General features: G+C 70.3%; 22 protein-coding genes. 18 read left to right on the forward strand and 4 right to left on the reverse strand.

Annotated elements, in window-relative coordinates; all coding sequences use genetic code 11:
• Positions 1-87: 87 nt before the first annotated feature.
• The 5 genes from HC028_RS19090 (at position 88) to HC028_RS19110 (ending at position 6837) form a co-directional block, all read left to right on the forward strand.
• The gene (locus tag HC028_RS19090) at positions 88-1113 is read left to right on the forward strand and encodes a LacI family DNA-binding transcriptional regulator (RefSeq protein WP_168078727.1); all 1026 of its coding nucleotides are present in this window, start codon (positions 88-90) and stop codon (positions 1111-1113) included.
• Positions 1110-3449 (forward strand): beta-glucosidase, encoded by a 2340-nt coding sequence (locus HC028_RS19095; protein ID WP_168078728.1) that lies wholly within the window; start codon positions 1110-1112, stop codon positions 3447-3449. The genes HC028_RS19090 and HC028_RS19095 overlap by 4 nt, the downstream gene beginning before the upstream one ends.
• Positions 3449-4426: an acetylxylan esterase gene (locus tag HC028_RS19100; protein WP_168078729.1), complete on the forward strand. Its 978-nt coding sequence runs from the start codon at positions 3449-3451 to the stop codon at positions 4424-4426. The genes HC028_RS19095 and HC028_RS19100 overlap by 1 nt, the downstream gene beginning before the upstream one ends.
• A gap of 245 nt (positions 4427-4671) precedes the next feature.
• On the forward strand, positions 4672-5850 hold the full coding sequence (locus tag HC028_RS19105; protein WP_239075412.1) for an endo-1,4-beta-xylanase: 1179 nt from the start codon (positions 4672-4674) through the stop codon (positions 5848-5850).
• A gap of 6 nt (positions 5851-5856) precedes the next feature.
• Positions 5857-6837 (forward strand): extracellular catalytic domain type 1 short-chain-length polyhydroxyalkanoate depolymerase, encoded by a 981-nt coding sequence (locus HC028_RS19110; RefSeq protein WP_308442038.1) that lies wholly within the window; start codon positions 5857-5859, stop codon positions 6835-6837.
• Positions 6838-6917: 80 nt separating this feature from the next.
• Here HC028_RS19110 and HC028_RS19115 read toward each other — a convergent pair whose 3' ends face one another.
• Positions 6918-7637: an alpha/beta hydrolase gene (locus HC028_RS19115; protein WP_168078731.1), complete on the reverse strand. Its 720-nt coding sequence runs from the start codon at positions 7635-7637 to the stop codon at positions 6918-6920.
• A complete protein-coding gene (locus HC028_RS19120) occupies positions 7634-9085 on the reverse strand; it encodes an aldehyde dehydrogenase family protein (protein WP_168078732.1) in 1452 nt (483 codons plus the stop codon). Before HC028_RS19120 ends, HC028_RS19115 begins: the two co-directional genes overlap by 4 nt.
• Before the next feature lie 354 nt (positions 9086-9439).
• Between HC028_RS19120 and HC028_RS19125 the strand changes: the two genes are divergently transcribed.
• The 12 genes from HC028_RS19125 to HC028_RS19180 all read left to right on the forward strand — a co-directional run bounded on the left by HC028_RS19125 (position 9440) and on the right by HC028_RS19180 (position 19309).
• Complete coding sequence (locus tag HC028_RS19125) at positions 9440-10789, forward strand: MFS transporter (RefSeq protein ID WP_168078733.1); 1350 nt, start codon at positions 9440-9442, stop codon at positions 10787-10789.
• Positions 10790-10927: 138 nt separating this feature from the next.
• Complete coding sequence (locus HC028_RS28210; protein WP_168078734.1) at positions 10928-12481, forward strand: sensor histidine kinase; 1554 nt, start codon at positions 10928-10930, stop codon at positions 12479-12481.
• Positions 12478-13155, forward strand: a complete 678-nt coding sequence (locus HC028_RS19135; protein WP_239075413.1) for a response regulator transcription factor — start codon at positions 12478-12480, stop codon at positions 13153-13155. Before HC028_RS28210 ends, HC028_RS19135 begins: the two co-directional genes overlap by 4 nt.
• Before the next feature lie 175 nt (positions 13156-13330).
• Positions 13331-14323 (forward strand): PDR/VanB family oxidoreductase, encoded by a 993-nt coding sequence (locus tag HC028_RS19140; protein WP_168078735.1) that lies wholly within the window; start codon positions 13331-13333, stop codon positions 14321-14323.
• Positions 14324-14361: 38 nt separating this feature from the next.
• Positions 14362-15096, forward strand: a complete 735-nt coding sequence (locus HC028_RS19145) for a PIG-L deacetylase family protein (RefSeq protein WP_168078736.1) — start codon at positions 14362-14364, stop codon at positions 15094-15096.
• Positions 15093-15806: a 4-carboxy-4-hydroxy-2-oxoadipate aldolase/oxaloacetate decarboxylase gene (locus HC028_RS19150; protein ID WP_168078737.1), complete on the forward strand. Its 714-nt coding sequence runs from the start codon at positions 15093-15095 to the stop codon at positions 15804-15806. Before HC028_RS19145 ends, HC028_RS19150 begins: the two co-directional genes overlap by 4 nt.
• Positions 15807-15818: 12 nt before the next feature.
• Positions 15819-16874, forward strand: a complete 1056-nt coding sequence (locus tag HC028_RS19155; protein ID WP_168078738.1) for an aromatic ring-hydroxylating oxygenase subunit alpha — start codon at positions 15819-15821, stop codon at positions 16872-16874.
• Positions 16875-16950: 76 nt separating this feature from the next.
• Complete coding sequence (locus tag HC028_RS19160; RefSeq protein WP_168078739.1) at positions 16951-17652, forward strand: alpha/beta hydrolase; 702 nt, start codon at positions 16951-16953, stop codon at positions 17650-17652.
• A gap of 18 nt (positions 17653-17670) precedes the next feature.
• Positions 17671-17949 carry a muconolactone Delta-isomerase family protein gene (locus HC028_RS19165; protein ID WP_168078740.1) on the forward strand — a complete coding sequence of 93 codons (279 nt, stop codon included), beginning with the start codon at positions 17671-17673 and terminating at the stop codon, positions 17947-17949.
• Complete coding sequence (locus HC028_RS19170; RefSeq protein ID WP_168078741.1) at positions 17946-18128, forward strand: hypothetical protein; 183 nt, start codon at positions 17946-17948, stop codon at positions 18126-18128. The genes HC028_RS19165 and HC028_RS19170 overlap by 4 nt, the downstream gene beginning before the upstream one ends.
• Positions 18118-18468, forward strand: coding sequence for a protocatechuate 4,5-dioxygenase subunit alpha (gene ligA / locus HC028_RS19175; protein WP_168078742.1), 351 nt, complete (start codon positions 18118-18120; stop codon positions 18466-18468). The genes HC028_RS19170 and ligA overlap by 11 nt, the downstream gene beginning before the upstream one ends.
• Complete coding sequence (locus HC028_RS19180) at positions 18458-19309, forward strand: class III extradiol dioxygenase subunit beta (RefSeq protein WP_168078743.1); 852 nt, start codon at positions 18458-18460, stop codon at positions 19307-19309. The genes ligA and HC028_RS19180 overlap by 11 nt, the downstream gene beginning before the upstream one ends.
• 43 nt (positions 19310-19352) lie before the next feature.
• Here HC028_RS19180 and HC028_RS19185 read toward each other — a convergent pair whose 3' ends face one another.
• Positions 19353-21695, reverse strand: coding sequence for a transglycosylase domain-containing protein (locus tag HC028_RS19185; protein WP_168078744.1), 2343 nt, complete (start codon positions 21693-21695; stop codon positions 19353-19355).
• 132 nt (positions 21696-21827) lie between these two features.
• Positions 21828-22313 carry an FBP domain-containing protein gene (locus HC028_RS19190; protein ID WP_168078745.1) on the reverse strand — a complete coding sequence of 162 codons (486 nt, stop codon included), beginning with the start codon at positions 22311-22313 and terminating at the stop codon, positions 21828-21830.
• A gap of 715 nt (positions 22314-23028) precedes the next feature.
• On the opposite strand from HC028_RS19190, the gene HC028_RS19195 reads away from it, so the two are divergent.
• Entirely contained in the window at positions 23029-24567 is a 1539-nt protein-coding gene (locus HC028_RS19195) for a Re/Si-specific NAD(P)(+) transhydrogenase subunit alpha (protein ID WP_168078746.1), read from the forward strand.
• Positions 24568-24569: the final 2 nt, after the last annotated feature.

Here is a 24569-nt window from a genome sequence, read left to right on the forward strand (position 1 = left end):
GACGGGTTGGATGCCGCGATTCTGCGCACGTGTCCGATCGATGTCAATCGTTGTCGAAAACGATTTCGAACATTACGATCCGGGATCGTGGAACGCACCGCCCGACCGACGATCCGGGATGTCGCCGACCGTGCCGGCGTCTCGGTGGCCACCGTCTCCAAGGTGATCAACCGGCGTTACGGGGTCGCCGCGGCGACGTACGCGCACGTCATGCGGGTCGTCGAGGAGATCGGCTATCAGGCGAGCCTGGTGGCGCAGAGCCTGCGCAACAGCCAGACGATGGTGATCGGGGTGCTGGTGGCCGATCTCGAACCCTTCAGCACCGAACTGTTGAAGGGGGTGGCCGACGCCATCCGTGGCACCGGCTACGAGTTGCTGGTCTACTCGGCCAGCGGGCTGGGCGACAGCCATGACGGCTGGGAGCGCCGGTCGCTGAGCCGGCTCAGCGGAACCCTGATCGACGGGGCTGTGGTGGTGACGCCGACCGTCGTCGACGTCAACTTCGGCACCCCCGTCGTCGCGGTCGATCCGCACACCGGGACCTCCGCGCTGCCGACCGTCGTCGCCGACAACCTGAAGGGTGCGGTGCTCGCGACCGAGCACCTGATCGGCCTGGGGCACACCCGGATCGCGATGGTCACCGGTCGCCCCGATCTCGAGTCGGCCAGACTGCGCGAACAGGGGTTCCGGCGAGCGATGAAGAGAGCCGGGATCCCGGTCGACGAGATGCTCGTCGTCCGCGGCGATTACCAGCCCGAACCCTCGGCGCGGGCGGCCCGGCGACTGCTCGACGCGCCCGCTCGCCCCACCGCCGTCTTCGCGGCCAACGACGTCTCGGCGATCGCGGTGATGGAGATGGCGCGCGAACGGGGCCTGGCCGTTCCGCGCGACCTGTCCGTCGTCGGGTTCGACAACCTGCCGGAGTCCGCGCTCGCCACACCACCGCTCACCACCGTCGAACAGCCGGTTCGCCGCATGGGCCGCGAGGCCGTGGCCATGCTGCTGCGGCTGATCAACGGTACCGACGGAAAGACGCAGATACGGCTGCCGACCCGGCTGGTCCAACGGTCGACCACGGCGGCCCCGCCTCCACGTGGGAAGGGAACGCGGTGACGGCTGACCCCGGCCAACCGACCGAGCTGTGGCGCGCCCCGGCAGCCGACATCGACGCGCGGGTCGGCGACCTGATCGGTCGCCTGACGCTGCGCGAGAAGATCGCCCAGCTGTACGGCGTCTGGGTCGGCGTCGACCGCACCTCCGGCCAGGTGGCGCCGAACCAGCACGAACTGGCCACCCTGCCGGCCGCGTGGGAGGAGCTCATCGTCGCCGGCATCGGCCAGTTGACCAGGCCGTTCGGCACCGCACCGGTCGAGCCGGTGGCGGGGGCCCGCGGGGTGGCCGAGGCGCAGCGGGCGATCATGGACGCCGGCCGCCACGGCATTCCCGCCCTCGTGCACGAGGAGTGCCTGACCGGCCTGGCGGCGTGGCGGGCCAGCATCTACCCCTCGCCGCTGTGCTGGGGCGCGACCTTCGACCCCGTACTGATCGAACGGATGGGCGCGCAGATCGGCGCCACCATGCGTCTGCTGGGCGTCCATCAGGGCCTGGCGCCCGTGCTCGACGTGGCCCGCGACCTGCGGTGGGGCCGCGTGGAGGAGACCATCGGGGAAGATCCCCAGCTGGTCGGCCTGATCGGATCCGCCTACGTCCGCGGTGTGCAGTCGGCCGGCGTCGTCGCGACCCTCAAGCACTTCGTCGGGTACTCCGCGTCCCGGGCCGGGCGGAACCTGGCGCCCGTCTCGGCCGGGGCGCGGGAGATCGCCGACGTCCTGCTGCCGCCGTTCGAGATGGCGCTCCGGGCCGGCGCCCGGTCGGTGATGAACTCCTACACCGACATCGACGGGGTACCGGTCGCGGCCGACCCGTCCGTGCTCACCGATCTGCTCCGCGAGCGGCTCGGCTTCACCGGCACCGTCGTCGCCGACTACTTCTCGGTGACCTTCCTGCAGACGCTGCACGCCGTCGCCGCGTCACCGGCCGAGGCCGCGGCCCTGGCCATCGACGCCGGCGTCGACGTCGAACTGCCGACCCTGAACTGCTACGGCCAGCCCCTCGCCGACGCCGTCAGCAGCGGCCTGGTCGACGCCTGCCTCGTCGACCGCGCGCTGCGGCGGGTCCTGCGCCAGAAGTGCGAACTCGGACTGCTCGACGCCGGCTGGTCACCGGAGCCACCGATCCTCGCCGGAGCCGGCAACGTCCCGCTCGACGACGCCGACCGGCGCGCGCTCGCCGGCGAGGTCGCCCGCCGGTCGGTGGTCCTGCTGCACAACAGCGGGGCGCTGCCGCTGGCGCCCGGGGCCCGGGTCGCCGTCGTCGGCCCGCGGGCGGACACCGCACAGGCGATGCTGGGCTGCTACTCGTTCCCGATGCACGTCGGCGTCCACCACCCGGACGTCCCGATCGGCGTCGACGTGCCGACGCTGTTGTCGGCCTTGACGGACGACCCGGCCGGCTACGAGGTCAGCTACGAGCTGGGCTGCCCGGTGCTGGGCGGCTCCGACGCGGACCTCGAACGCGCCCGCCGGGTCGCCGCCGGCGCCGACGTCTGCGTGGCCGTCCTCGGCGACCAGGCCGGCCTGTTCGGCGGCGGCACGTCGGGGGAGGGCTGCGACGCGACGGACCTGCGGCTTCCGGGCCGGCAGGAGGAGCTTCTCGAGGCCGTACTCGGCACCGGGACCCCCGTCGTGCTGGTCCTGCTGGTCGGTCGCCCGTACGAGCTGGAGCGGCAACTGGACCGGCTCGCCGCGGTGGTGTGCGGGTTCTATCCCGGGGAGGAGGGAGCGGCGGCGCTCGCCGACGTCCTCGCCGGGCGGGTCGACCCCGCGGGCCGGTTGCCGGTGCACTTTCCCGCCGCCGGGGAGAACCAGCCCTCGACCTACCTCGCGCCGCAACTGGGTCGCCGGTCCGACGTCAGCACCGTCGATCCGACACCGCTGTTCCCGTTCGGGCACGGTCTGTCGTACTGGCCGGCCCGCTGGCTCGGCGCCACCGTCGACGGGCCGGACACCTGGCCGACGGACGGCACCGTCACGGTCCGGGTGGGTCTGCGAAACGAGGCCGAGTCGACGGTGTCCGAGGTCGTCCAGGTCTACCTGCACGACGAGGTGGCGGAGGTCGCCCGGCCGGTGCAGCAACTGGTCGCGGCCGTACGCGTGGAGCTGCCGCCGGGGCAGCAGCGCACGGCCGTGATCCGGATCCACGGCGACCAGACCTCCTACACCGGGCGGGACGGCCGCCGCCGGGTCGATCCTGGCCCCGTCGAGCTGTGGATCGGCACGTCGAGCACGATGATCCACGACCGCCTCCGGCTGACCATGACCGGACCCGTCCGGTTCGTCGGGGTGGACCGGCAACTCGAGTCCGATGTCGCGATCGAACAGGAGACCTGATGTTCGTCGACCTACCGCTCGACGAGCTGCGCGAGTACCGGCCGGCCATCGCCCGGCCGGACGACTTCGCGGAATTCTGGACGTCCGAACTCGCCGCGGCGCGACAGTTCGACCCGCCGGCCGAGTTTCGGCCGATCGACACGCCGCTGGCCGGCATCGACGTCTTCGACGTGACGTTCCCCGGGTACGGCGGCCATCCGATCCGCGGGTGGCTGCTGCTCCCGCGCCAGATGGCGGCCGACGCCCCCGTCGTCGTGGAGTTCGTCGGCTACAACGGTGGTCGCGGCGATCCGCTGGAGTGGTTGCTGTGGGCCGGGACCGGCCACCCGCACTTCGTCATGGACAACCGCGGCCAGGGCGGTGGCTGGCGTGGCGCGGACACCGCCGATCCGGCCGACCCGGGGGAGCCCAGCAGCAACGGCTTCCTGACCAAGGGCATCGCCGACCCGCACCGGCACTACTACGTCCGCCTGTACGTCGACGCGGCCCGCGCGGTCGACGCGGTACTGGCGCACGGGGCGTCCGCGGGGCGGGCCGTCGTCACCACCGGCGCCAGCCAGGGCGGCGCGCTCGCCCTGGCGGCGGCGAGCCTGCACGACCGCGTCGCCGTGGTCCTGCCGGACGTGCCGTTCCTGTCGCATCCGGTCCGCGCCGTACAGATCACCGACGCGAAACCCTACGGCGAGCTGGCCGAGTACTGCGCGGTGTACCCCGACCGGATCGAGCGCGTCTTTCACACCCTCTCGTACTTCGATGTCGCCAATCACGCCACCCGAATCAGGAAGCCGGCCCTTTTCTCCGTTGGGCTGATCGACGAGATAACGCCGCCGTCCACCGTCTTCGCCGCCTACAACCGGATATCGGGGGAGCGGCCCAAGGAAATCATTCCGTACCCGTTCACCGGACACCAGGGAGGTGGTATCCGCCAGCATCGCGAGAAACTGCGATTCCTGGCGCGCCTCGATCTCACCGCCTGAGTGACCAGGCTGGATCCATATCCACCGGAGCTACTTCCGACATTTTCGCGGGATGGTGAATGCAATTCCGCAAGTACCCGCTGCCTTCTCGTCGATGCGGTTGGAATCGGTTTTCGAAAATATCGAAACTCATTGACGTTCACTGCCGGTGGCTTCTAGCGTGCAGGTAACCCGCCAATTCAGGCCGCGCTCCGATGATTTTTCGACCGGGCGTGCGTCCAGCCCCCACCTGCGAGGAGTCCGTTGTGCGGATCCGTCATGCTCTGTTAGCCGGCGCGTTAGGCGCCACCACCGCGCTGGCCGGTCAGCTGCCGGCTGCGGCGTCTCCGGACACCGTGCCAGTCACGTCCGGGTCCGGGCGCGGTGCCGCCCATCCCGCCGACTCGCTCCGCGACCTGGCCGCCCGCGTCGGCCTCCGGATGGGCACGGCCGTCACGCCGTTCGAACTGGACAACGCCGCCTACCGCGCGATCACGGCCCAGCAGTTCTCCTCCGTCACCCCCGGCAACGAGATGAAATGGCAGGTCGTCGAGCCGACGCGGGGCACCTACGACTGGTCGGCGGGCGACCGGCTGGTGGACTTCGCCCGGCGGAACCACCAGCTCGTACGCGGGCACGTCCTCCTCTGGCACAACCAGCTGCCGGACTGGCTCACCAGCGGCGTGGCCGACGGCACGATCAGCGACGCCCAGCTGCGCGCCCTGCTGCACAAGCACGTCACCGACCAGGTCACCCACTACAAGGGCAGGATCTGGCAGTGGGACGTCGCCAACGAGTTCTTCACCGACGGTGACGCGTCCACCCTCAACGCAGGCGACTTCTGGGTCGCGCACCTGGGCCCCGGCATCATCGCCGACGCGTTCCGCTGGGCGCACCAGGCCGACCCCACGGCGCTGCTGTTCTACAACGACTACAACATCGAAGGCGTCAACGCCAAGAGCGACGCCGTGTACACCTTCGTCAGGGATCTCCGGGCGCACGGCGTACCGATCCACGGCGTCGGCTTGCAGGCCCATCTGGCCACCCAGTACGGATTCCCGTACCAGATGCGGCAGAACCTGCAGCGGTTCGCCGACCTCGGGCTGAAGGTCGCCGTGACCGAGGCGGACGTGCGGACCCCGGTCAAGAAGGACGCGAACGGCCAGTACACCGACGAGCCGCTGACCCCGCAGGCGCAGGCGGCCCAGGAGTCGTACTGGGCGCAGTCGCTCCAGGCCTGCCTGGCGGTGCGCGAGTGCATCTCGTACACCGCATGGGGCTTCGGCGACGCCAACTCGTGGGTGCCGAGCTGGTTCGTCGGCGAAGGCGCCGCCCTGCTCTACGACCGGAACCTCAACCCCAAGCCGCAGTACAACGCCCTGCGGGACATCCTCACGCACACCGCCGCGCCGCACCGCTCCGGCCGGGGCGCGGGAAGGGGCTGAAGGGAAGTGGCCGCTGTGATCCGTTCCGTACGCCGCTCGTCCGCAGCCCTGGTGCTGATCGCGTCGAGCGTCCTCGCCCAGGCGGATGCCGGTGTCGCATCCACCCCAACCGGACCGCTGCCCCCGCCGACGGCGGCCCTGGCCCAGGTCACCGACTTCGGCCGGAACCCGACCGGCCTGCAGATGCACCTGTACGTGCCGAAGCGCGTCCAGCGACACCCGGCCGTGGTGGTGGCACTGCACTACTGCACCGGATCCGGCCCCGCGATGTTCGCCGGCACTTCGTACGCTTCGCTCGCCGACCGCTACGGCTTTGTCGTCGTCTACCCGTCGGCGCCGCGCGCCGGACACTGTTTCGACGTCTCCTCGCCCGCCGCGCTCACCCACGACGGCACCAGCGACCCGGTCGGCATCGTGTCGATGGTGCGCTACGTCGAGCGCCGCCACCACGCGGATCCGCGCCGGGTGTTCGCCACCGGCATCTCATCCGGCGCGATGATGACCAACGTCCTGCTCGGCGACTATCCCGACGTGTTCCGTGCCGGCTCGGCGATGTCGGGAGTTCCGTTCGGCTGCTTCGCCACCACGGACGGATCGGGGTGGAACAGCGCGTGCGCCAACGGAAAGATCACCAGGACGCCCGAAGCGTGGGGCGACCTGGTCCGGGCCGCCTATCCGGGGTACCGCGGGCCGCGCCCGGCGATGCAGCTGTGGCACGGCACGGCCGACGACATCCTGTACTACCCGAACTTCGGCGAAGAAGTGAAGCAATGGACGAACGTCCTGCGCACCGGCCTGCGACCGACGCGCACCGACCACCCGCGGCCGACCTGGACCCACACGGTCTACACCGACCGGTCCGGCCGGGTCGCGGTCGATGCGTACAGCGTCGCGGGCGGAACCCACAACGTCGCCTTCGACGAACCCGGCTTGGCCCGGATCGCGGTCGAGTTCTTCGGCCTCACCGGACATCGGGGGCAGGGCTGAGCCGACGACGGCGGCCGCCGGGAACCTCCCCGACGACGGCCGCCGGGAGGCTCCCGGCGGCCGCCGTCAGGTGAGGGCTCTTATCGGGCGGTCGACTGCCGGTCCGCTTCGGCCTGCGCCGCGCACCCGGCGATCACATCGGCCAGCTCGTCCGGCCGGGACAGGAACGGGGAGTGCCCCGACTCCAGGTTCACGACCCGCCCGGCGCGGCCGGCGGCCATCCCCTCCTGCACCTCCTGCGGCAGGCCGCCGTCCAGGTTGCCGACGACGTACGTGGACGGGATCGTCTCCCAGGCCGCGGCCGTCAGCGGCTGCTTGCAGGCGGACAGCGACTGCGGATACAGCCGGGCCACCGCCGCGGCGGTCACCTCGGGGTCGCAGTCGTTGTAGAACACCTGCTCCGGGGTGTCCGGGGTCATCCAGGCGCCGTCGGAGGACAGCCGCCACCACGGCACCGGCTCGCCACCGGCGGCGTCGTACAGGCTGACGCCCTTGTCCAGCATGAACGCGCAGACGTACACCAGGTGTTCGACGTCGGTGCGCCCCGCGGCCGCCTGGGTGATCGGCACCCCGCCGTACGAGTGCCCGACCAGCACCTTCGGCCCCGGCACGGCGTCCAGCACGGCCTGCACTGTCGCCACGTCGGCGTCGAGGTCACCCAGCGCGGTGACGTCCGGTCCCGAGCTGGGCAGATCCACAGTGGATACCGCCAGTCCGCGCGCCTCCAGCAGCGGGATCAGCGTCTCCCAGCACCACGGCCCGTGCCAGGCGCCGTGGACCAGAACCACCGAGCCGCTCATGCCGGGAACCCGACGGAGTGCGTGTCCATGAATTCGCGAATTCCTTCGATACCCATCTCGCGGCCCATGCCGCTCTGGTTGAAGCCGCCGAAGGGCGCCCGCTCGTCCAGGTGGGCAGCGCCGTGCGCGTTGACGAACGTGTAGCCGGTCCGCAGCCGCTTGGCCACCGCGGCGGCGTGGTCGAGGTCCTGCGTCCAGACCGAGGAGCACAGACCCGACCAGGTGTCGTTGGCGCGGGCGATGGCGTCGTCCTCGTCGTCGAAGGGCAGGATCGGCAGGGTCGGGCCGAACTGCTCCTCCACCACGACGCGGGCGTCGTCGCGGGGGTCGAGTACCAGCGACGGCCGCAGGAAGTTACCCCCGAGGTCGGGCAGCTCGCCGAACTCACGTACCTCGGCGCCGGCCTGGCGGGCCTGGGCGACCAGCTCCTGGACGTACTCGAGCTGGCGCCGGCTGTGCAGCGGGCCCATGGTGACGCCCTCGTCCAGGCCGTGCCCGAGGTGGGTGTCGGCGGCGATCGCCGACAGCTTGTCCACCACCTCGTCGTAGCGCGAGCGGTGCACGTAGAGCCGCTTGGAAGCCATGCAGATCTGGCCGGTGGAGTCGAAGGTGCCGGTGAACAGCCGCTGCATCGCCTCCGGGCTCAGGTCGGCGTCGGCCAGGACGATCGCCGGGTCGTTACCGCCGAGCTCCAGCGCCACGCGGGTCAGCGACGCGGCCGCCATCTCCATGATCCGCTTGCCGCCGCCGACGCTGCCGGTGAAGCAGACCTTCCGTACCCGGTCGTCCTGGATCAGCACGGGGCCGATCTCGGCATCGGTACCGGTGACGACGTTGAGTACGCCCGGCGGGAGCGCCCGGGCCACGAGCTGAACCGTGCGGACGGTGGCCAGTGGCGCGGTGGGCGGCGGCTTCACCACCACCGTGTTTCCGGCCAGCAGCGCCTGGGGGAGCGAAGCGGCCAGGATCGCGAGCGGCCAGTTGAACGGCACGATGATCGTCACCACGCCCAGCGGCAGGTACGAGACCTCGGTCCGGTACGGCGGGGCCGCCAGGTGGCTCACCTGCTCCAGTTCGTCGGTCAGGCCGATCGCCAGGTTGAACCGGTGCTCGAACACCACCGAGTCGATGAACGACTCCATCCGGATCTTGCCGTTCTCGCGGGTGAGGACCTCCGCCGTCGCCGGGCGGTCGGCCTCGAGCGGCGCCAGCGCCGCGGTCAGCAGCGCCGCCCGCTCCTGCGGGGTGCGCGCCGCCCAGTCCGGGAACGCCCGGTGCGCGGCGGCCACCGCGTACTCGGCCTGCTTGCTGCTCGCGGCCGCCGCGTAGCCGACGACGGACGCGCCGTCGGCGGGGTCGACGATCCGCAGCGCGTCGTCGGCGGTGTGCACAGCGCCGTCGATGAAGAGGTCTGTTCTGATCTCCGGTAACTGATCCAGGGACACCATCTGGGCTGTTCCTCTCGGGTCGCCGCAGGGCCGGACAACCGGCCGGGAACTGTGTGTCGGGTCACCATAGGTCAGCGGGTGCGCAGCCTCGCCAGTAATCGGACCCGTACCGACCGGGGCGATCCGGCAGCCGTCCATGCGACATCTGACGTAGTCGCCCGTCCCGCCCGGCCGTCGGCGTGCGTCGATACGTCATATGACGTAGGGCGTTCGGGCCAGACGACGCGGTGCAGGTGGGTCGGCAGGCTCGGGTATTACGTCCGTCGACCCGTTTCTATGCCTGTAACCGTGAGAGCGGCATCACACCGTGTACCGGCTAGGTCCTGAAGCCGGCGTCCAGAGGAGTACGCACCCGTGGCCTCACCCAGAACCCCCGACGGGCCGTCGAAGAAGGGCATCTTCGCCGCCAGCTTCATCGGCACCGCGATCGAGTGGTACGACTACTACATCTTCGGCACCGCCGCCGCGCTGGTGTTCGGCAGCCTGTTCTTCCCGAAGTTCTCGCCGCTCGCCGGTACCCTCGCGGCCTTCGCCACCTTTGCGGTCGGCTTCGTCGCCCGCCCGCTGGGGGCCGCGGTCATCGGGCACTTCGGGGACCGGATCGGCCGCAAGTCGATGCTGATCCTCACGCTGGTGCTGACCGGTGGCGCGACGTTCGCCATCGGCCTGCTCCCCACGTACGCGGCCATCGGCATCGCCGCGCCCATCCTGCTGGTGCTGCTCCGCCTGATCCAGGGCTTCGCCGTGGGTGGCGAGTGGGGCGGCGCGGTGCTGATCGCCTCCGAGCACGCCTCGCCGCGCCGCCGCGCGGTCTACGGCAGCTTCGCCCAGTTCGGCCTGCCGATCGGGGTGTTGCTGTCCAACCTCGCCTTCCTGGCCGTCGGCGGACTGTCCAACGCTGACTTCCTCAGCTACGGCTGGCGCATCCCGTTCCTGATCAGCGTGGTCCTGGTCGTGGTCGGGTTCCTGGTGCGCTCGCGCCTGGAGGACGCGCCGGAGTTCCAGGCGGTGAAGCAGGACAAGGCGGTGAGCCGGGTGCCGATCGTCGAACTCTTCCGCCGGCAGCCGCGGGCGGTGATCCTGGGCAGCCTGGCCTCCATCGCTCCGCCCGCGGTCGGCTACACGGTGATCGCGTACATGCTGACCTACGGCACCAAGGTGGTCGGCTTCCAGCGGAACACGCTGCTGACCTTGATCATGGCGTCGACCGTGGTGTGGGGTGCCGCGATCGTGGGCGCGGCGGTGGCGGGGGACCGGTTCGGCTCCAAGCGGGTGTACCTGATCGGCGCGGTGACCGCGGTGATCTGGCCGGTGCCCATGTTCGCGCTGGTCAACACGAAGAACGCCGGTCTGGCTCTGGTGGCCTTCATGGTGGCCGCGCTGGTGCAGGGGCTCATGTCCGGTGCCCAGGGTGGCCTGTTCACCGAGATCTTCGACGTCCGCATCCGGTACAGCGGTATCTCCATCGCCTACCAGCTCGGCGGGATGATCGGTGGGGCGGTGACCCCGATGGTGGCGACCGCGCTGTACGGCGCCTACAACTCCGCCACCCCGATCGGCCTCTACGTCGCCGCGCTGGCGCTGGTGAGCCTGATCGCCGCCGCCGGCCTGCCCAACCCCGCCAAGGCCCGCCAGGCGGCCGCCGACCCGACCCCGCCGGAGGCCCAGCCGGTCGGCGGGGTCCCGGCGACGGAGCCGGCCTAGTCAGGTGAAACCTCCGTCCCGCCCGCCCGGTGCGTCACCGGGAGCCCCGTGCTCCGGCGACGCACCGGGCGGGCGGCGCGATACGGGTGAGTACCATCCGGGCCCTGTACTGGTGACGAGGCAGAGGTGTGCAGCGACGTGAAAAGCCGTGCCGATGAACTCTCCGTGCCGGGCCTCGACGCCGACTCCCTGCTGCGCGCCCTCGTCGCCGTGTCCGCCGACGGTCTGGCGGTGCTCGACTGGCACGGCCGGTTCGCCGTGGTCAACGCCGCCGCCGTCGAGGTGCTGGGGCTGCCCGCCGACGACCTGATCGGTCACCCGGCGCCCTTCCCGCTGGACGACGCCGACCTCGCGGGGCTGCGCGACTGCCGCCGCCGCGCCGCATGGCTGACCCCGGACGGGCGTCGGCGCGACCTGGAGTACCGGCTGGTGCCCCTGGCCGGCGGCGCGTACGCGGTCTGGTTCAGCGACGTGACGGACGTCCTGCGGCAGCAGGAGCGGCTGACCGCCATCACGCGCGCGGCTTCCAGCGTCGCCGACGCGGGCTCGCTGCGGGCGACGCTGGACGCCGTGGCGAACGAGATCGTCATGACGACGAACATCGCCGCCGTCCAGATCCTGGCGATCGACGATCCCCGGGACGAGCTTCGGGTGCTGGGCATGGCGGGCTTCGGGGACGCCGCCGACTTCATCGAGCGGCTGTCCGCCTGCCGGCGGCTGGGCGCCCACGTCCGTTTCATGGACGCCATCCAGAACCGGGAACCGGTCGTCGTGCTCAACCGGAAGCCCTCGATCCTGGTCGACCCGAGATGGGCGCCGCTACATGCGATCATGGACCATCCGGACTGGGACAGCTTCGTGTCCATGCCCGTGATGGTGCGTGGACGGGCGATCGGCACCATCAACGCCTACTACGTACCGGGCGAGGACCCCGGGCCCAGCTCGCTGGCCTTCCTCGAGGCCATGGCCGATCACGCGGCCATCGCGATCGACATCGCGGCGCACCTCGCCCGGACCCGGTCGCAGGCGCAATCCGACGAGCGCCGCCGGCTGGCCCGGGACCTGCACGACTCGGTCGTCCAGCAGCTGTTCTCGATGCGCATGCAGGCCGAGGCGCTGCGCAGCCAGGTCGACAGCGCCGACCCGGATCCGGCGCGGATGCGCGGCCGGGCGCACGAGTTGGCCGAGCTGTCCCAGAGCGCGCTCGCCGACCTGCGCGGACTGGTCTTCGAGCTGCACCCGCTGGAGCTGGCCGAGCGTGGTCTGGTGGACGCGGTCCGGGCCCACGCGGCGAGCCTGGAGGCGCGCGGCGCCCTGGCCATCGACGTCCAGGCACCCGCGGACCTGGAGTTCGACCTGGCGATCGAGATCCAGGAGGACCTCTACCGCATCGTCCAGGAGGCCCTGCACAATGTCGTCAAGCACGCCCGGGCACACGCGGTGAACGTCCGCGTCGCCCTGGTCGACGGTGCCCTCACCATCGATGTCACCGACGACGGCTGCGGCCTCGATCCCGGTGCGGAGCGGGCGCCGAGAACCACGCTCGGGCTGGTGTCGATGCGGGAAAGAGCGGAGCGGTGGGGCGGCCAGTTGTTCGCCGGCCCGCACCCGGCCGGTGGCTGGACGGTCCAGGTCACGATGCCGGGAGCGGCCAGACCCGCCCCGCGGACGGAGGAGGCGACGAACCGGTGAGCACCGACCAGGTCCCGGGCGAAGACATCCGGGTGATGGTGGTCGACGACCACGCCATCGTCCGCCGCGGGCTGCTCGCCTACGCCGACACCATTCCGTTCCTGCAGGTGATCGGCGAGGCGGCCGACGGCGAGCAGGCGATCGCCCTCCTCCAGCAGCGGCTGACCACGGGGGAGCCCATGCCTGACGTGGTGCTGATGGACCTTCGGATGCCCCGCATGGACGGCGTGGCGGCGACCGCGGCCATCACCCGTGCCCACCCGGACGTGAAGGTCGTCGTCCTCACCAGCTTCGGCGAGGTCGAGCGGGTGCATGCCGCGCTCGCCGCCGGGGCGGCCGGGTACGTGCTCAAGGACGCCGACCCGGCCGAGGTGGCCACCGCCATCCGGGCTGCGGCGGCCGGCGAGGTCCACCTGGACTCGGCCGTCGCCCGCCAGCTCACCAAGCGGATAGCCGCCCCGCAGATCGGACTGGCGTCCCTGACGGCGCGGGAGCGGGAGATCCTCGTCCTGGTCGCCCGGGGAAAGTCCAACCGGGAGATCGCCGACAGCCTGGTCATCAGCGAACGAACGGCGCGGACGCACGTCAGCAACATGCTGACCAAGCTGCAACTCTCCTCGCGGACGCAGGCCGCGCTCCTGGCCATCCGGGAAGGGCTCATACCGCCGGCCTGACCTGCCGCGCCGGCCCGCGACCGCGACGGATGACGTAGTCGGCCCCCGCCGCAATGGTCGGCCACGAGCTGACATCACGCCGATCCCCGGCCGCATCGCGCTCCCTACGTTGGTGTGTGACGGCGGTCATGTCCGGCCGCCGTCGGCTTTCGGCACCGACACAGGGAGATCAGGCGTGACATCGACCGTCTTCGCCGCACCCGCCCCCACCGCCCGCACTGCCAGCGACTTCGAGGCCGAGGTCGTCGTCGCGGCGCTCCGCGCAGAGGCGGACGGTGTCGTCGGCGTGGACCTCGCCCTGCCGGGTGGGGCCGCCCTGCCGCCGTGGACGCCGGGTGCGCACATCGACGTCGAGCTGCCGGGTGGACTCACCCGTCAGTACTCGCTCTGCGGCGAACCCGCCGACCCCTCCCGCTGGCGCCTCGGCGTGCTCCGCGAGGCCGACGGGCGCGGTGGCTCGCGGTGGCTCGCCGACCAGCTGACCGTGGGGACGGTCCTGCGGGTCCGCGGTCCCCGCAACAACTTCCCGCTGCACCCCGCGGCGCGGTACGTGCTCGTGGCCGGCGGGATCGGCATCACTCCGATCCTGCCGATGATCCGCGCGGCCGAGGCAGCCGGCGCCGACTGGGTGCTGCACTACGGCGGCCGTACCCGCGCCTCGATGGCCTTCCTCGACGAGCTCGCCGGGTACGGCGACCGGGTCCGGATCCACCCACAGGACGAGACCGGGCTGCTGGACCTGGACGCCATTCTGGGCGCACCGGCCGCGGACACCCTGGTCTACTGCTGCGGACCCACCGGCCTGCTCGACGCCGTGTCGGAGCGCTGCCGCGAGTGGCCGGCCGGCTCGCTGCACGTCGAGCGGTTCACCGCCGTCGCCGTCGTCCCCGACGGCGAGGAGACCGGGTTCGAGGTGGTCTGCGAGCGCTCCGGCCTGACCGTCACGGTCCCACCGGAGCTGTCCATCCTGGAGGCGGTGGAGAACGCCGGGGTCAGCGTCCTGTCGTCGTGCACCGAGGGCATCTGCGGCACCTGTGAGACCACCGTCCTCGACGGCGAGCCCGACCACCGCGACTGTCTGCTCACCGACGACGAGAAGGCCGCCGGGGACACGATGCTGATCTGCGTCTCCCGCTGCCGCGGTGCTCGCCTCGTCCTCGACCTGTAGACCATCCCGTCCACCACTGTCTGGAGGCCGTAAGGATCATGTCCGACCATCCCGTGAACCCGTCCGTGCTGGTGATCAGCGCGCACGCCGCCGATTTCGTCTGGCGAGCCGGAGGCGCGATCGCGCTGTCGGCGTCCAAGGGGGCGCCGGTGCACGTGCTCTGCCTGAGCTTCGGGGAGCGCGGTGAGTCGCAGGGCCTCTGGAAGCAGGACGGCATGACCCTGGGGCGGGTCAAGGCGACCCGGCGCGAGCAGGCGAGCGCGGCCGCCGAGGTGCTCGGCGCCAGCATCGAGTTCCTCGACCTCGGCGACTACCCGCTGCGGGTCGACGAGGCGGCGCAGGACCGGATCGTCTCGGTGATGCGCGAGCGGCAGCCCGACGTGCTGCTCACGCACGTACCCAGCGACCCGTACAACCGCGACCACAACCTGGCGCACGAGACCACGCTGCTCACCCGGATGGTCGCCCAGGCGCACGGCCACGACCGCAGTACCCGTCCCATCGGAGCGGCCCAGGTGCTGCAGTTCGAGCCGCACCAGCCGGAGGTCTGCGGGTTCGTCCCCGACCTGCTGCTCGACATCACGCCGGTCTTCGACCGGAAGGTCAAGGCGATGCAGTGCATGTCCGGCGCGCAGGGACACCTGGTGCAGTACTACACCGACCTGGGGGTCCGGCGCGGCGTCCAGGCCGTGCGCAACGGCGCGCCGAAGACGGTCACGCACGCCGAGGCGTACCAGCGCACGTTCCCGACCGTGGGGGAGGACCTCCGTTGAGCAAGCACGTGATCGTACGGACGACCAAGCGTCCCGACCCGGAGGCCGTCGAGGTGCTCGGTCGGGTCGGTGTGGCCACCGCGCACGAGGCGATGGGCAAGCGCGGGCTCACCCACCCGGTGCTGCGCCCGATCTACCCGGGCGCCCGGATCGCCGGTCGCGCCGTCACCGTGCTCAGCCAGCCCGGCGACAACCTGATGATCCACGCCTGCATCGAGCAGTGCGGCCCTGGCGACGTTCTCGTCGTCACCACGACCTCACCGTCCACCGATGGCATGTTCGGTGAGCTGTTCGCCACCCAGCTTCGCGCCCGCGGGGTGCTCGGCCTGGTCATCGACGCCGGCGTCCGGGACGTCGCCGACCTGACCGCGATGGGTTTCCCCGTCTGGTCGCGCGCCGTCTCCGCCCAGGGCACCGTCAAGGCGACCCCCGGCTCGGTGAACGTGCCGGTCGTCCTCGCGGGTGCGCAGGTGCGACCGGGTGACGTCATCGTCGCCGACGACGACGGCGTGCTCGTCGTCGGCCGCGAGGAGGCTCCGGAGGTCGCTTCCGCCTCCCTGGCCAGGGAGGCCAAGGAGCAGGAGAAGCGGGAACAGTTCCAGGCCGGCGTCCTCGGCCTGGACATCTACGGCATGCGCGAGACCCTCGCCCGACTGGGCGTCACCTACGTCGACGAGCCGGCGGACGACGCCGTGCCGAGCGCCCGGTAGAGGAGAACTGTCATGGCAGCCAACCCCATCGTCATGAACGGCTGGTACATCGGCGCCTGGTCCGACGAGGTCACCCGGACGCTGACGCAGCGGTGGATCTGCGGGCGGCCGGTGTGCTTCTACCGGCTCTCGGACGGCAGCGTGAACGCGCTCGAGGACCGTTGCCCGCACCGCCGCTACCCGCTGTCGCTGGGCCGCCTCGAGGACGACGTCATCACCTGCAACTACCACGGGTACAAGATCGACGGCTCCGGCGGCTGCGTCGGCGTCGCCGAGCAGCCCGACACCCCGAAGGCGTCGGTGCACCGGTTCCCGGTCGTCGAGCGGTACGGCATCGTATGGATCTGGCCGGGCGACCCGGAGCAGGCCAACCCGGACGACATCCCCGACGTCTCCTGGCTGACCGACGAGAACTGGACCCACGTGCACGGCATGGTGCCGCTCAAGGCCCGCCAGGTGCTGCTGGTCGAGAACCTGCTCGACCTGACCCACGAGACGTTCCTGCACCCGAGCAGCATCGGCAATGCCGCGGTCGCGTCCACCCCGATCGACGTGACCAGCGAGGGCGACAAGGTCTCGTTCATCCGGCACATGATCGGGATCGAGGCGCCGCCGTTCTACCGCTCGTCGATGGGCGTCACGACAGACATCGACCGCTGGCAGGACGGTGACTTCTACGCCCCCGGCGTCTTCATCCTCAACATCCGGATCGCGCCGACCGGCACCGAGGAGCCCGAGGGCTTCCACATGAAGGTCATCTACGGCATGACCCCGGAGACCGAGACGGCGACGCACGACTTTTTCGCCTTGGGGCGCGACTACGCGATTGACGACGCCGAGCTCTCGGACTTCCAGCTCAAGCAGCAGTTGGCGGTCATGAAGGAGGACGTCGACGCCCTCGAGATCCAGGAGGTCATGGTCGCCACCGACCCCGGGATGGTCGAGTCGTCGATCCGTTCCGACGTCGCGGGGATCCGCGGTCGCCGGCTGGTGGAGCGGATGGCCAAGGCCGAGGCGGCGGCCGCCGCGCCGGCGGCGCGCCCACGGGCGGGGGTGGCCGGGGCATGAGCAAGCGAAGCGCGCGAATCATGGGCTCAGTGCAGCTGGTGCCTCATGGCAGCGCCGAGCGCAGCGAGGTGCTGGCATGAGCACGTTCGTTCTGGTCCACGGGGCCTGGCACGGCGGCTGGTGCTGGGACCGGGTCGCTCCGCTGCTGCGCGCGGCCGGGCACGAGGTGCACACCCCGACGCTGACCGGCCTGTCGGAGCGCGCCCACCTGCTGTCACCGCAGGTGGGGCTCGACACCCACGTCGAGGACATCGTCCGGCTCATCGACATCCTCGGCCTGCGCGACGTGGTGCTGGTAGGGCACAGCTACGCCGGACAGATCGTCACCGGCGTCGCCGACCGCCGGCCGGACGCGATCGCCCGCCGGGTGTACCTCGACGCGTTCGTCGGTGACAACGGCGAGACGGCCTGGGAACTGCAGCCGGAGACGGTGGGCCACCACTGGGCCGAATCTGCCGCGGAGCAGGGGTTCGGCTGGCTGGTGCCGGTACGCAAGCTCGCCGTGCTGGGCGTGACCGAACAGTCCGACGTGGACTGGCTGACGCCCCGGCTCACACCTCACCCGTGGAAGACCTACACCGACCCGCTGCGCCTGACCGGTGCGGTGGACGACGTGCCGGCCGTGTTCATCGAGTGCGTGACGTGGATGCGGGTGTTCGCCAGCCAGGCCGAGCGGGCGCGGGAACGTGGCTGGCCGGTGTACGAGCTGGATACCGGCCACGAGGCGATGGTCACCGCGCCCAAGGAACTGGCCGACGTCCTGCTGTCCCTCGTCTGAGACCACTGAGGAGAGATCGTGGAGTTCCTCGTCCGTTCCGAGAACCGACTGCCCGTGGACACCCCGGCAGAGCGGCGGGAGGAGCTGCGGACCGCCGAACGGGCCCGGGCCATGGAGCTGCGGGCCGCGGGCATCCTCAAGCGGCTGTGGCGGGTACCGGGCCGCAACGCCACCATCGGGCTGTACGAGGCCGCCGACCCGGCCGAACTGCACGACGCGCTCATGTCGCTGCCGATGGCCCCGTGGCTGGACGTCCACGTCGAGGCGCTGGCGACCCACCCCCAGGAGCGGAAGTGACCGTCACGGAGTCAGGGCGCGAGCTGCGCATCACCTTCCGGCAGTTCGACGGGGAGATGGTCGGTACCTGCTGGTGCGGCCGTACGCACACCAGTGCCCACCCCCGTGCCCTGTGGGAGTGGCTCGACGAGCACGAACACGCCGAACCGACCGACGGGAGGGGGAGTGATGCGCAGTGAGATCCCCGGCACGCCGGTCTTCGACGGGCAGACGAGCCGGCGCGGGTTCCGGATGAACAAGCTGTTCATGAGCCTGCGGTTCGCCGAGAACCGGGAGCGGTTCCGGGCCGACGAAGGGGCGTACTGCGACGAGTTCGGGCTGTCGCCGGAGCAGCGGCAGGCGGTGATCGACCGTGACTGGCAGGCCATGATCGACCTGGGCGGCAGCATCTTCTACGTGTACAAGCTGGCGATGATGGACGGCCGGTCCATGCAGTACCTCGGCGGGGTCTTCACCGGGATGACCGAGGAGGAGTTCGTGGCGGCGATGCGAGCGGGAGGACGGACGGATGTCCGCTGAGGTGATCTGGGGCCTGGCGACCTCGCACGTCCCGTCCATCGGGGCCGCGATGGACCGCGGCAAGACCGAGGACCCGAACTGGAAGGGCCTGTTCGACGGCTACCGGCCGGCCCGCGAGTGGCTGGCCGAGCACCGGCCCGACGTCGCGATCGTCATCTACAACGACCACGCCAACGGCATCGACCTCGACATCGTGCCGACGTTCGGGATCGGTACCGCCGACCGGTACACCGTCGCCGACGAGGGTTTCGGCAAGCGCCCGGTGCCGGATGTCATCGGCGACCCGGACCTGTCCCTGCACCTGCTGGAGACCCTGGTCGACGACGGCTTCGACCTCACGGTGTTCCAGGAGCTCGACGTCGACCACGGCTTCACCGTGCCGCTGTCGGTGTGGACGCCGGACCCCGGCGATGCCTGGCCCTGCCCGGTGATCCCACTGTTGGTCAACGTCATCCAGTACCCGCAGCCCACCGCCAAGCGCTGCTACGCCCTCGGCCAGGCGATCGGCCGGGCGTTGAAGAGCTACCCCAAGGACATCACGGTCGGAATCCTCGGTACCGGCGGCATGTCCCACCAGCTGGCCGGCGCGCGGGCAGGAATGATCAATCCCGAGTTCGACGCCATGTTCATGGCGGCGATCGAGTCCGACCCGGCGAAGCTCGCGGCGCTGTCCAGGGAGGAGCTGATCCGTGAGGCCGGCTCCGAGGGTATCGAGATGATCATGTGGCTGATCATGCGCGGCGCCATGAACGAGCGGGTGCGCAAGGTGCACTCCCACTACTTCGTGCCGGCGTCGAACACCGCCGCGGGGCTGGCCCTGTTTGACAACCGCGCATCGTGACAGCCAGCTCCTCTTGCCGGAGGCGGTGAACGCGTGCCGCTGGTTACTGCTGCGGCGCCTCCGTGGGGGATGGAGTGACCGGCGGACTGGGCCGGATCGTTGACGGCGTTGGCACCGGGCGGATCCGGCTCGGCGCAGGAGCGCTCGGCACCGTCGAAGTGGGCGGCCGCCGCGACGGCGTGGTGGGCTGCCGTGGCACCTCCTGCTGGGTCGTGTCGACTCTCGGCACCGAAGTGTCGTCCGCGAACGTCGGGTTGCCGAACCGGTACTGGTTCTTGTCCAGCTTCATGGCCTCGGTCGCAGCGACCATGAACTGCCGCCAGATCGGTGCCGCGTGACTCGCCCCGTAAACCTCGGTGCTGCCGGTCTTCGTGACGAGCGGCTTTCCGTCGGTGGTACCCAGCCAGACGGCCGCGGCCAGTGCCCGCGTGTAGCCCACCATCCAGACGTGCGCGTTCTCGGTCGTACTGGTGCCCGCCTGCCAGGTACCCGTCTTGCCGGCCGAGTCCCAGTCGTTGTCCAGCCCGGCCGCCTCCACCTTGCGCAGCGTCCAGTTCAACTGGTTGATCTGCTCCTGGTTCAGCCCGATGTCGGTCTGGTTGGGCTTTGCGGCGTACACCTGCTGACCCCGCCGGGTCACCGAGGTGACGAAGTGCGCCTGGGCCCGCATGCCACCGGCCGCGAACGTCGCCATCCCGTTGGCGTGGTCGAGCACGGTGATCGGGTACTGGCCGATGCCCAGCTCGGTGGAGAAGTTCGATGTCACATCCTTGCCCGACCGGTCCCGTAGGTCGACCCTGACCGGGTTGGCGCCGCCGTTCGGGGCGGCCCACATGGAGTCGACACCGGCCCTGGCCGCCATGTCGAGCACCTTACCCGCGCCCAGGTGCTCCGTGAGGTCGAAGAACGGCACGTTCAGCGAGTCGACCGTCGCCTGCCACAGCGTGCAGTCCGGCTGGCAGGCGGAGCTGCTGGCGTTGCGGATCGGCCCGGCGGGGCTACCGGACGTCCGGCCGCTGGCCGGGAACTCCTTGGTGGGTGGGGAGTCCCAGTACGACTTCACCGACACCTTCTGGCGCAGCGCCTCCGCCAGGTCGTACACCTTGAACGACGAGCCGGGCGGGTGCGCGCCGAAGCCGTGCGGCTCGCCGTCCTCGTCGTAGTACCAGCCGGCATAGTCGGCGCCGGAAGCCTGGTTGCCGCCGTAGTAGGCCAGCACCCGTCCGGTACCGGGCTCGACGGCGACCAGCGCCGCCTGCCAGTTGGCGGGCTGCCCCTGGACGGACTGGGGCGCGGTCGGGCGCCGGATGTCGGCGGCCGCCTCGGCGGCGTCCTGCACCTGCTTGTCGATGGTGGTGACGATCTGGAACCCGCCGTTGACGATGTAGTCCTTCGGCTCGTTGCGGAACGCGTCGGTCTGCCGCAACTCGCTGAGCACATGGTTGACGGCGACCCCGGTCGGCCGGTCCAGGCCGGACCGGAAGGCCTCCGGATTGTGGTCGATGACGGTGTCGGGGTACCGGAGCTGGTCGGCCTGTGCCCCGGTGAGGTAGCGCAGCTTGACCATGCCCTCGCGGACGTAGTTCCACCGGTCCTGGGCGTTCTTCAGGGCCTGCGGGCCACGCTTGGGGTCGTAGCCCGGCCGCCCCTGCGGGTCGGCGGGGTCCGGTTCGGGCTGCTTCACCATCGACACCAGGAGCATGGCTTCGGCGACGGTGACCTGCTGGGCCGCCGGTGCGTTCCGGTTGGCGGTCTTGCCGAAGAACGCCGAAGCGGCGGCTTCGATGCCGTAGGCGCCCCGCCCGAAGGGCACCGAGTTGAGGTAGAACTCCAGGATCTGGGGCTTGGAGTACTTGCGGTCGAGCTTCCACGCGATCACCGCCTCGCGCATCTTCCGCGAGTACGTGACGCCTTTGAGGTCGGCGGCGAGGCGGGCGTACTGCTGGGTGATCGTCGATGCCCCCTGGGTCTGGCCGCCGGTCACGTTGTTCCACGCGGCTCGCAGCACGCCGGCGACATCGATCCCGGGGTTGGTCCAGAAGGTCTGATCCTCGGCCGCCACGATGCTCTGTTTGACGGCGTCGTTCATCTCGTTGAAGGTCAGCATCGTGCGGTTCTGCGTGCCCAACCGCGCCATCGGCGTCTTGCCGTCGGCGTAGTAGACCGTCGTGACCTGTGGCAGGTCGAGCTGGGTCGGGGTCGGCACGCTGTCGACGTAGTACGCGACGGTGACGCCGCCGGCACCGATCAGCAGGAGCGCCGCCGCCAGGGCTGCGACCAGCCGGTCCCGCCTGGATAGACGTCGCCACGCCCGCCCGGCCGCCCCGAAGCGCTGCTCCGGCGTGGGCTCGGCGGGACCGCCGCTGTCCACCGGGGCAGCGGGCATTCTGCGATCATTCTGGGAGGTCACGTCTCATCGATATCCCGATGTCGGTCCGGCGAAACACACCGCCTGTTCCGGCAGGCGCCCGGGCCGCCGGGGCCATCGCACCGTCGCCTTTCCGGCGGCGCCGACTGGCTATTCGAACACCCGGTCGACGAACGCCTCCATCCGCCGTCGCAGCCCCGCGATGCGCTCCTCAAGCGGGACGCTGCTGTGGGCTCCTTCCAGGGGCAGGAGCCCACGAATGTATCGGGAACAGGCCAAATCAGCGCAAATATATGTGCCGAGGGTGTCCTCGCGGCGGCCGGCGGCCCCGGCCCTACGGGCGACGAACAGGCGCATCGCGTCGCCCGGCTGGCTGCAGTGGCAGATGTTGCACAGGGTGTTCAGCCGCTTCGCCAGTGTCGTAGTTGGCGCTCGCAGTTCGACACCGACCGGGCCGCCGGCGCGGGGCACCACGATGTACGCCCGCAACGGCGCCTTCGGGTCGCACCAGCCCAGGAAGTCGAGCACGTCCCAATCCATCTCCGGCAGGCCGGCGGGCAGCGCCATCGTCCTTAGCTGGCTGCGGGAAACGTTGACGAACGATCGCCTGATCTCGTCCCCGGTCAGGGGTTGCATAGCTTGTCCTCACAGATGGCCGGCATCGGCCATTCATGCTAGTGATCGGGTCGCCGGCCGCCACCGATTAATCAGCCGGTCAACGGCTGGACGCGAGCCCGGTGCAGGTGCTGGCATCGCCCGTGGACTAGCAGGCACTTCCCAGGTTGGTGTCCGATTAAGACGCCCGATTAAGACGCTGCTACGGGGTGTCCAGGGCGGGCGTCCCGAGTCCTGCATGGAGAAGGGTGGGCGACGCTCGTCGGCAACCGGGCGATCGTCCGGCAGACCTCGGCGTCCGGGCGGTTGACCAGTGTCTCGACGTCGAATCGGCTCAGTGAATAGCGCATCGCGTGGGCCGGGTGTCGATGGTCGGCTCTCGGGTAGCGATTCTCGCCTGTCAGTGTGTCGGTTTCCGCCTAATAAATCGCATTTAGTACATGTGGACAATTTTCTGGCAGCCGCACGGCGGTTCCGCGATGAATGTGACCCTATGTGATCGCGCAGCGGCATGGCAGCGGTCAGGGGTACTCTGATCGAGTGGTGTGGCGGCGATTCATCACTCTCAGTGAGGCGCCGTTGAGTATGTGATATCACCCATATTCATGATCAGCATACTCATAGGTAACAATCACTCAACGCAAAACGTGGTCCGCGCGGAACACTGCCGAGCAAATCGAACTCACGACCCTCGCCCAACGTTCTCAATGTCAACCATCTACTGCGGAGTCGACTGATGATCATCGGTGTACTCAGGGAGTCGCTCCCGGGCGAGACGCGTGTGGCGGCGACGCCCGCCACCGTGGTGCAGCTGGTGAAGTTGGGTTACGAGGTGGTGGTCGAGGCCGGCGCCGGCGTCAGGTCCTCGTTCTCCGACGAGGCTTACGCTGAGTCCGGTGCGACCATCGGTGACGCGTCGGCGGCCGACATCGTTTTCGCGATCAACCCCCCGTCAGCCGAGCAGATGGACCGGCTGCCTAAGGGCGCCACGCTGATCAGCATGCTGAACCCGCGCCTGAACCCGGACCTGGTCTCCGACCTTGCGCAACGACCGATCACGGCGTTGTCGATGGATGCCGTACCGCGGATCTCACGGGCCCAGTCGTTGGACGTCCTGTCATCGATGGCCAACATCGCCGGTTACCGCGCGGTCGTCGAGGCGGCGCATGTGTTCGGGCGATTCTTCACCGGGCAGGTGACGGCGGCGGGTAAAGTCCCGCCGGCCAAGGTGCTCATCGCGGGGGCAGGTGTCGCGGGCCTGGCGGCGATCGGCGCCGCCGGCAGCCTGGGCGCGATCGTACGGGCGACGGACCCCCGGCCGGAGGTGGCCGACCAGGTCAAGTCGCTGGGTGGTGAGTACCTGGCCGTCGCGACTCCGGACGTGGAGGTCTCCGCGACCGGCTATGCCAAGGAGATGTCCGACGACTACAACCAGCGCGCTGCGCGGCTGTACGCCGAGCAGGCCAAGGACGTCGACATCATCATCACCACGGCGCTCATCCCCGGGAAGCCGGCGCCGCGTCTGATCACCGCCGAGATGGTGGCCAGCATGAAACCCGGCAGCGTGATCGTTGACATGGCCGCCGCGAACGGAGGGAACGTCGAGGGCACCGTCCCGGGCGAGGCCGTCGTCACCGAGAACGGTGTAACGATCATCGGCTATACCGATCTCGTGGGGCGCCTCCCCGCGCAGGCGTCACAGCTCTACGGCACCAACCTGGTGAACCTGATGAAGCTGATGACACCGAACAGGGACGGACAGCTGGTTCTGGACTTCGAGGACGTCGTTCAGCGGTCGATGACCGTCGTACGCGACGGCGAGCTGACCTGGCCGCCACCTCCGGTGGCGGTGTCGGCGGCGCCGGCGACCACGCCGGCCGCCGCCCCCTCGACGACCGCCCCGGCCGAAGTCCAGGAGAAGCGGCAGGCCTCGCCGCAGCGGCGGTTGGCGCTGGTCGGGCTCGGCGCGGCCGTACTGCTGATCGTGGCGGCACTGTCGCCGGCCGCCCTGCTAGGTCATCTCACGGTCTTCGCGCTGGCGATTGTCATCGGCTACTACGTGATCGGGCACGTGCACCACGCCCTGCACACGCCGCTGATGTCGGTGACCAACGCGATCTCGGGAATCATCGTCGTCGGCGCCCTGCTGCAGCTCGGGCACGGCGGCAACGTCATAACCACGCTGTCCTTCATCGCGATCTTGCTGGCCAGCATCAACGTCTTCGGTGGCTTTGCGGTCACGCGCCGCATGCTCGCCATGTTCACCAGGAGCTGATC

This window comes from Planosporangium flavigriseum (assembly GCF_011947225.1).
In the GTDB taxonomy this organism is placed as follows: domain Bacteria; phylum Actinomycetota; class Actinomycetes; order Mycobacteriales; family Micromonosporaceae; genus Planosporangium; species Planosporangium flavigriseum.

Excerpts from the sequence above, each read along its gene's own strand:
- HC028_RS19145 (WP_168078736.1), top strand. The coding sequence starts at position 14,362 with ATGTCCGACCATCCCGTGAACCCGTCCGTGCTGGTGATCAGCGCGCAC.
- HC028_RS19190 (WP_168078745.1), bottom strand. The coding sequence starts at position 22,313 with ATGCAACCCCTGACCGGGGACGAGATCAGGCGATCGTTCGTCAACGTT.
- HC028_RS19195 (WP_168078746.1), top strand. The coding sequence starts at position 23,029 with ATGATCATCGGTGTACTCAGGGAGTCGCTCCCGGGCGAGACGCGTGTG.
- HC028_RS19115 (WP_168078731.1), bottom strand. The coding sequence starts at position 7,637 with ATGAGCGGCTCGGTGGTTCTGGTCCACGGCGCCTGGCACGGGCCGTGG.
- HC028_RS19185 (WP_168078744.1), bottom strand. The coding sequence starts at position 21,695 with ATGCCCGCTGCCCCGGTGGACAGCGGCGGTCCCGCCGAGCCCACGCCG.
- HC028_RS19155 (WP_168078738.1), top strand. The coding sequence starts at position 15,819 with ATGGCAGCCAACCCCATCGTCATGAACGGCTGGTACATCGGCGCCTGG.
- ligA (WP_168078742.1), top strand. The coding sequence starts at position 18,118 with ATGCGCAGTGAGATCCCCGGCACGCCGGTCTTCGACGGGCAGACGAGC.
- HC028_RS19180 (WP_168078743.1), top strand. The coding sequence starts at position 18,458 with ATGTCCGCTGAGGTGATCTGGGGCCTGGCGACCTCGCACGTCCCGTCC.
- HC028_RS19160 (WP_168078739.1), top strand. The coding sequence starts at position 16,951 with ATGAGCACGTTCGTTCTGGTCCACGGGGCCTGGCACGGCGGCTGGTGC.
- HC028_RS19120 (WP_168078732.1), bottom strand. The coding sequence starts at position 9,085 with ATGGTGTCCCTGGATCAGTTACCGGAGATCAGAACAGACCTCTTCATC.
- HC028_RS19100 (WP_168078729.1), top strand. The coding sequence starts at position 3,449 with ATGTTCGTCGACCTACCGCTCGACGAGCTGCGCGAGTACCGGCCGGCC.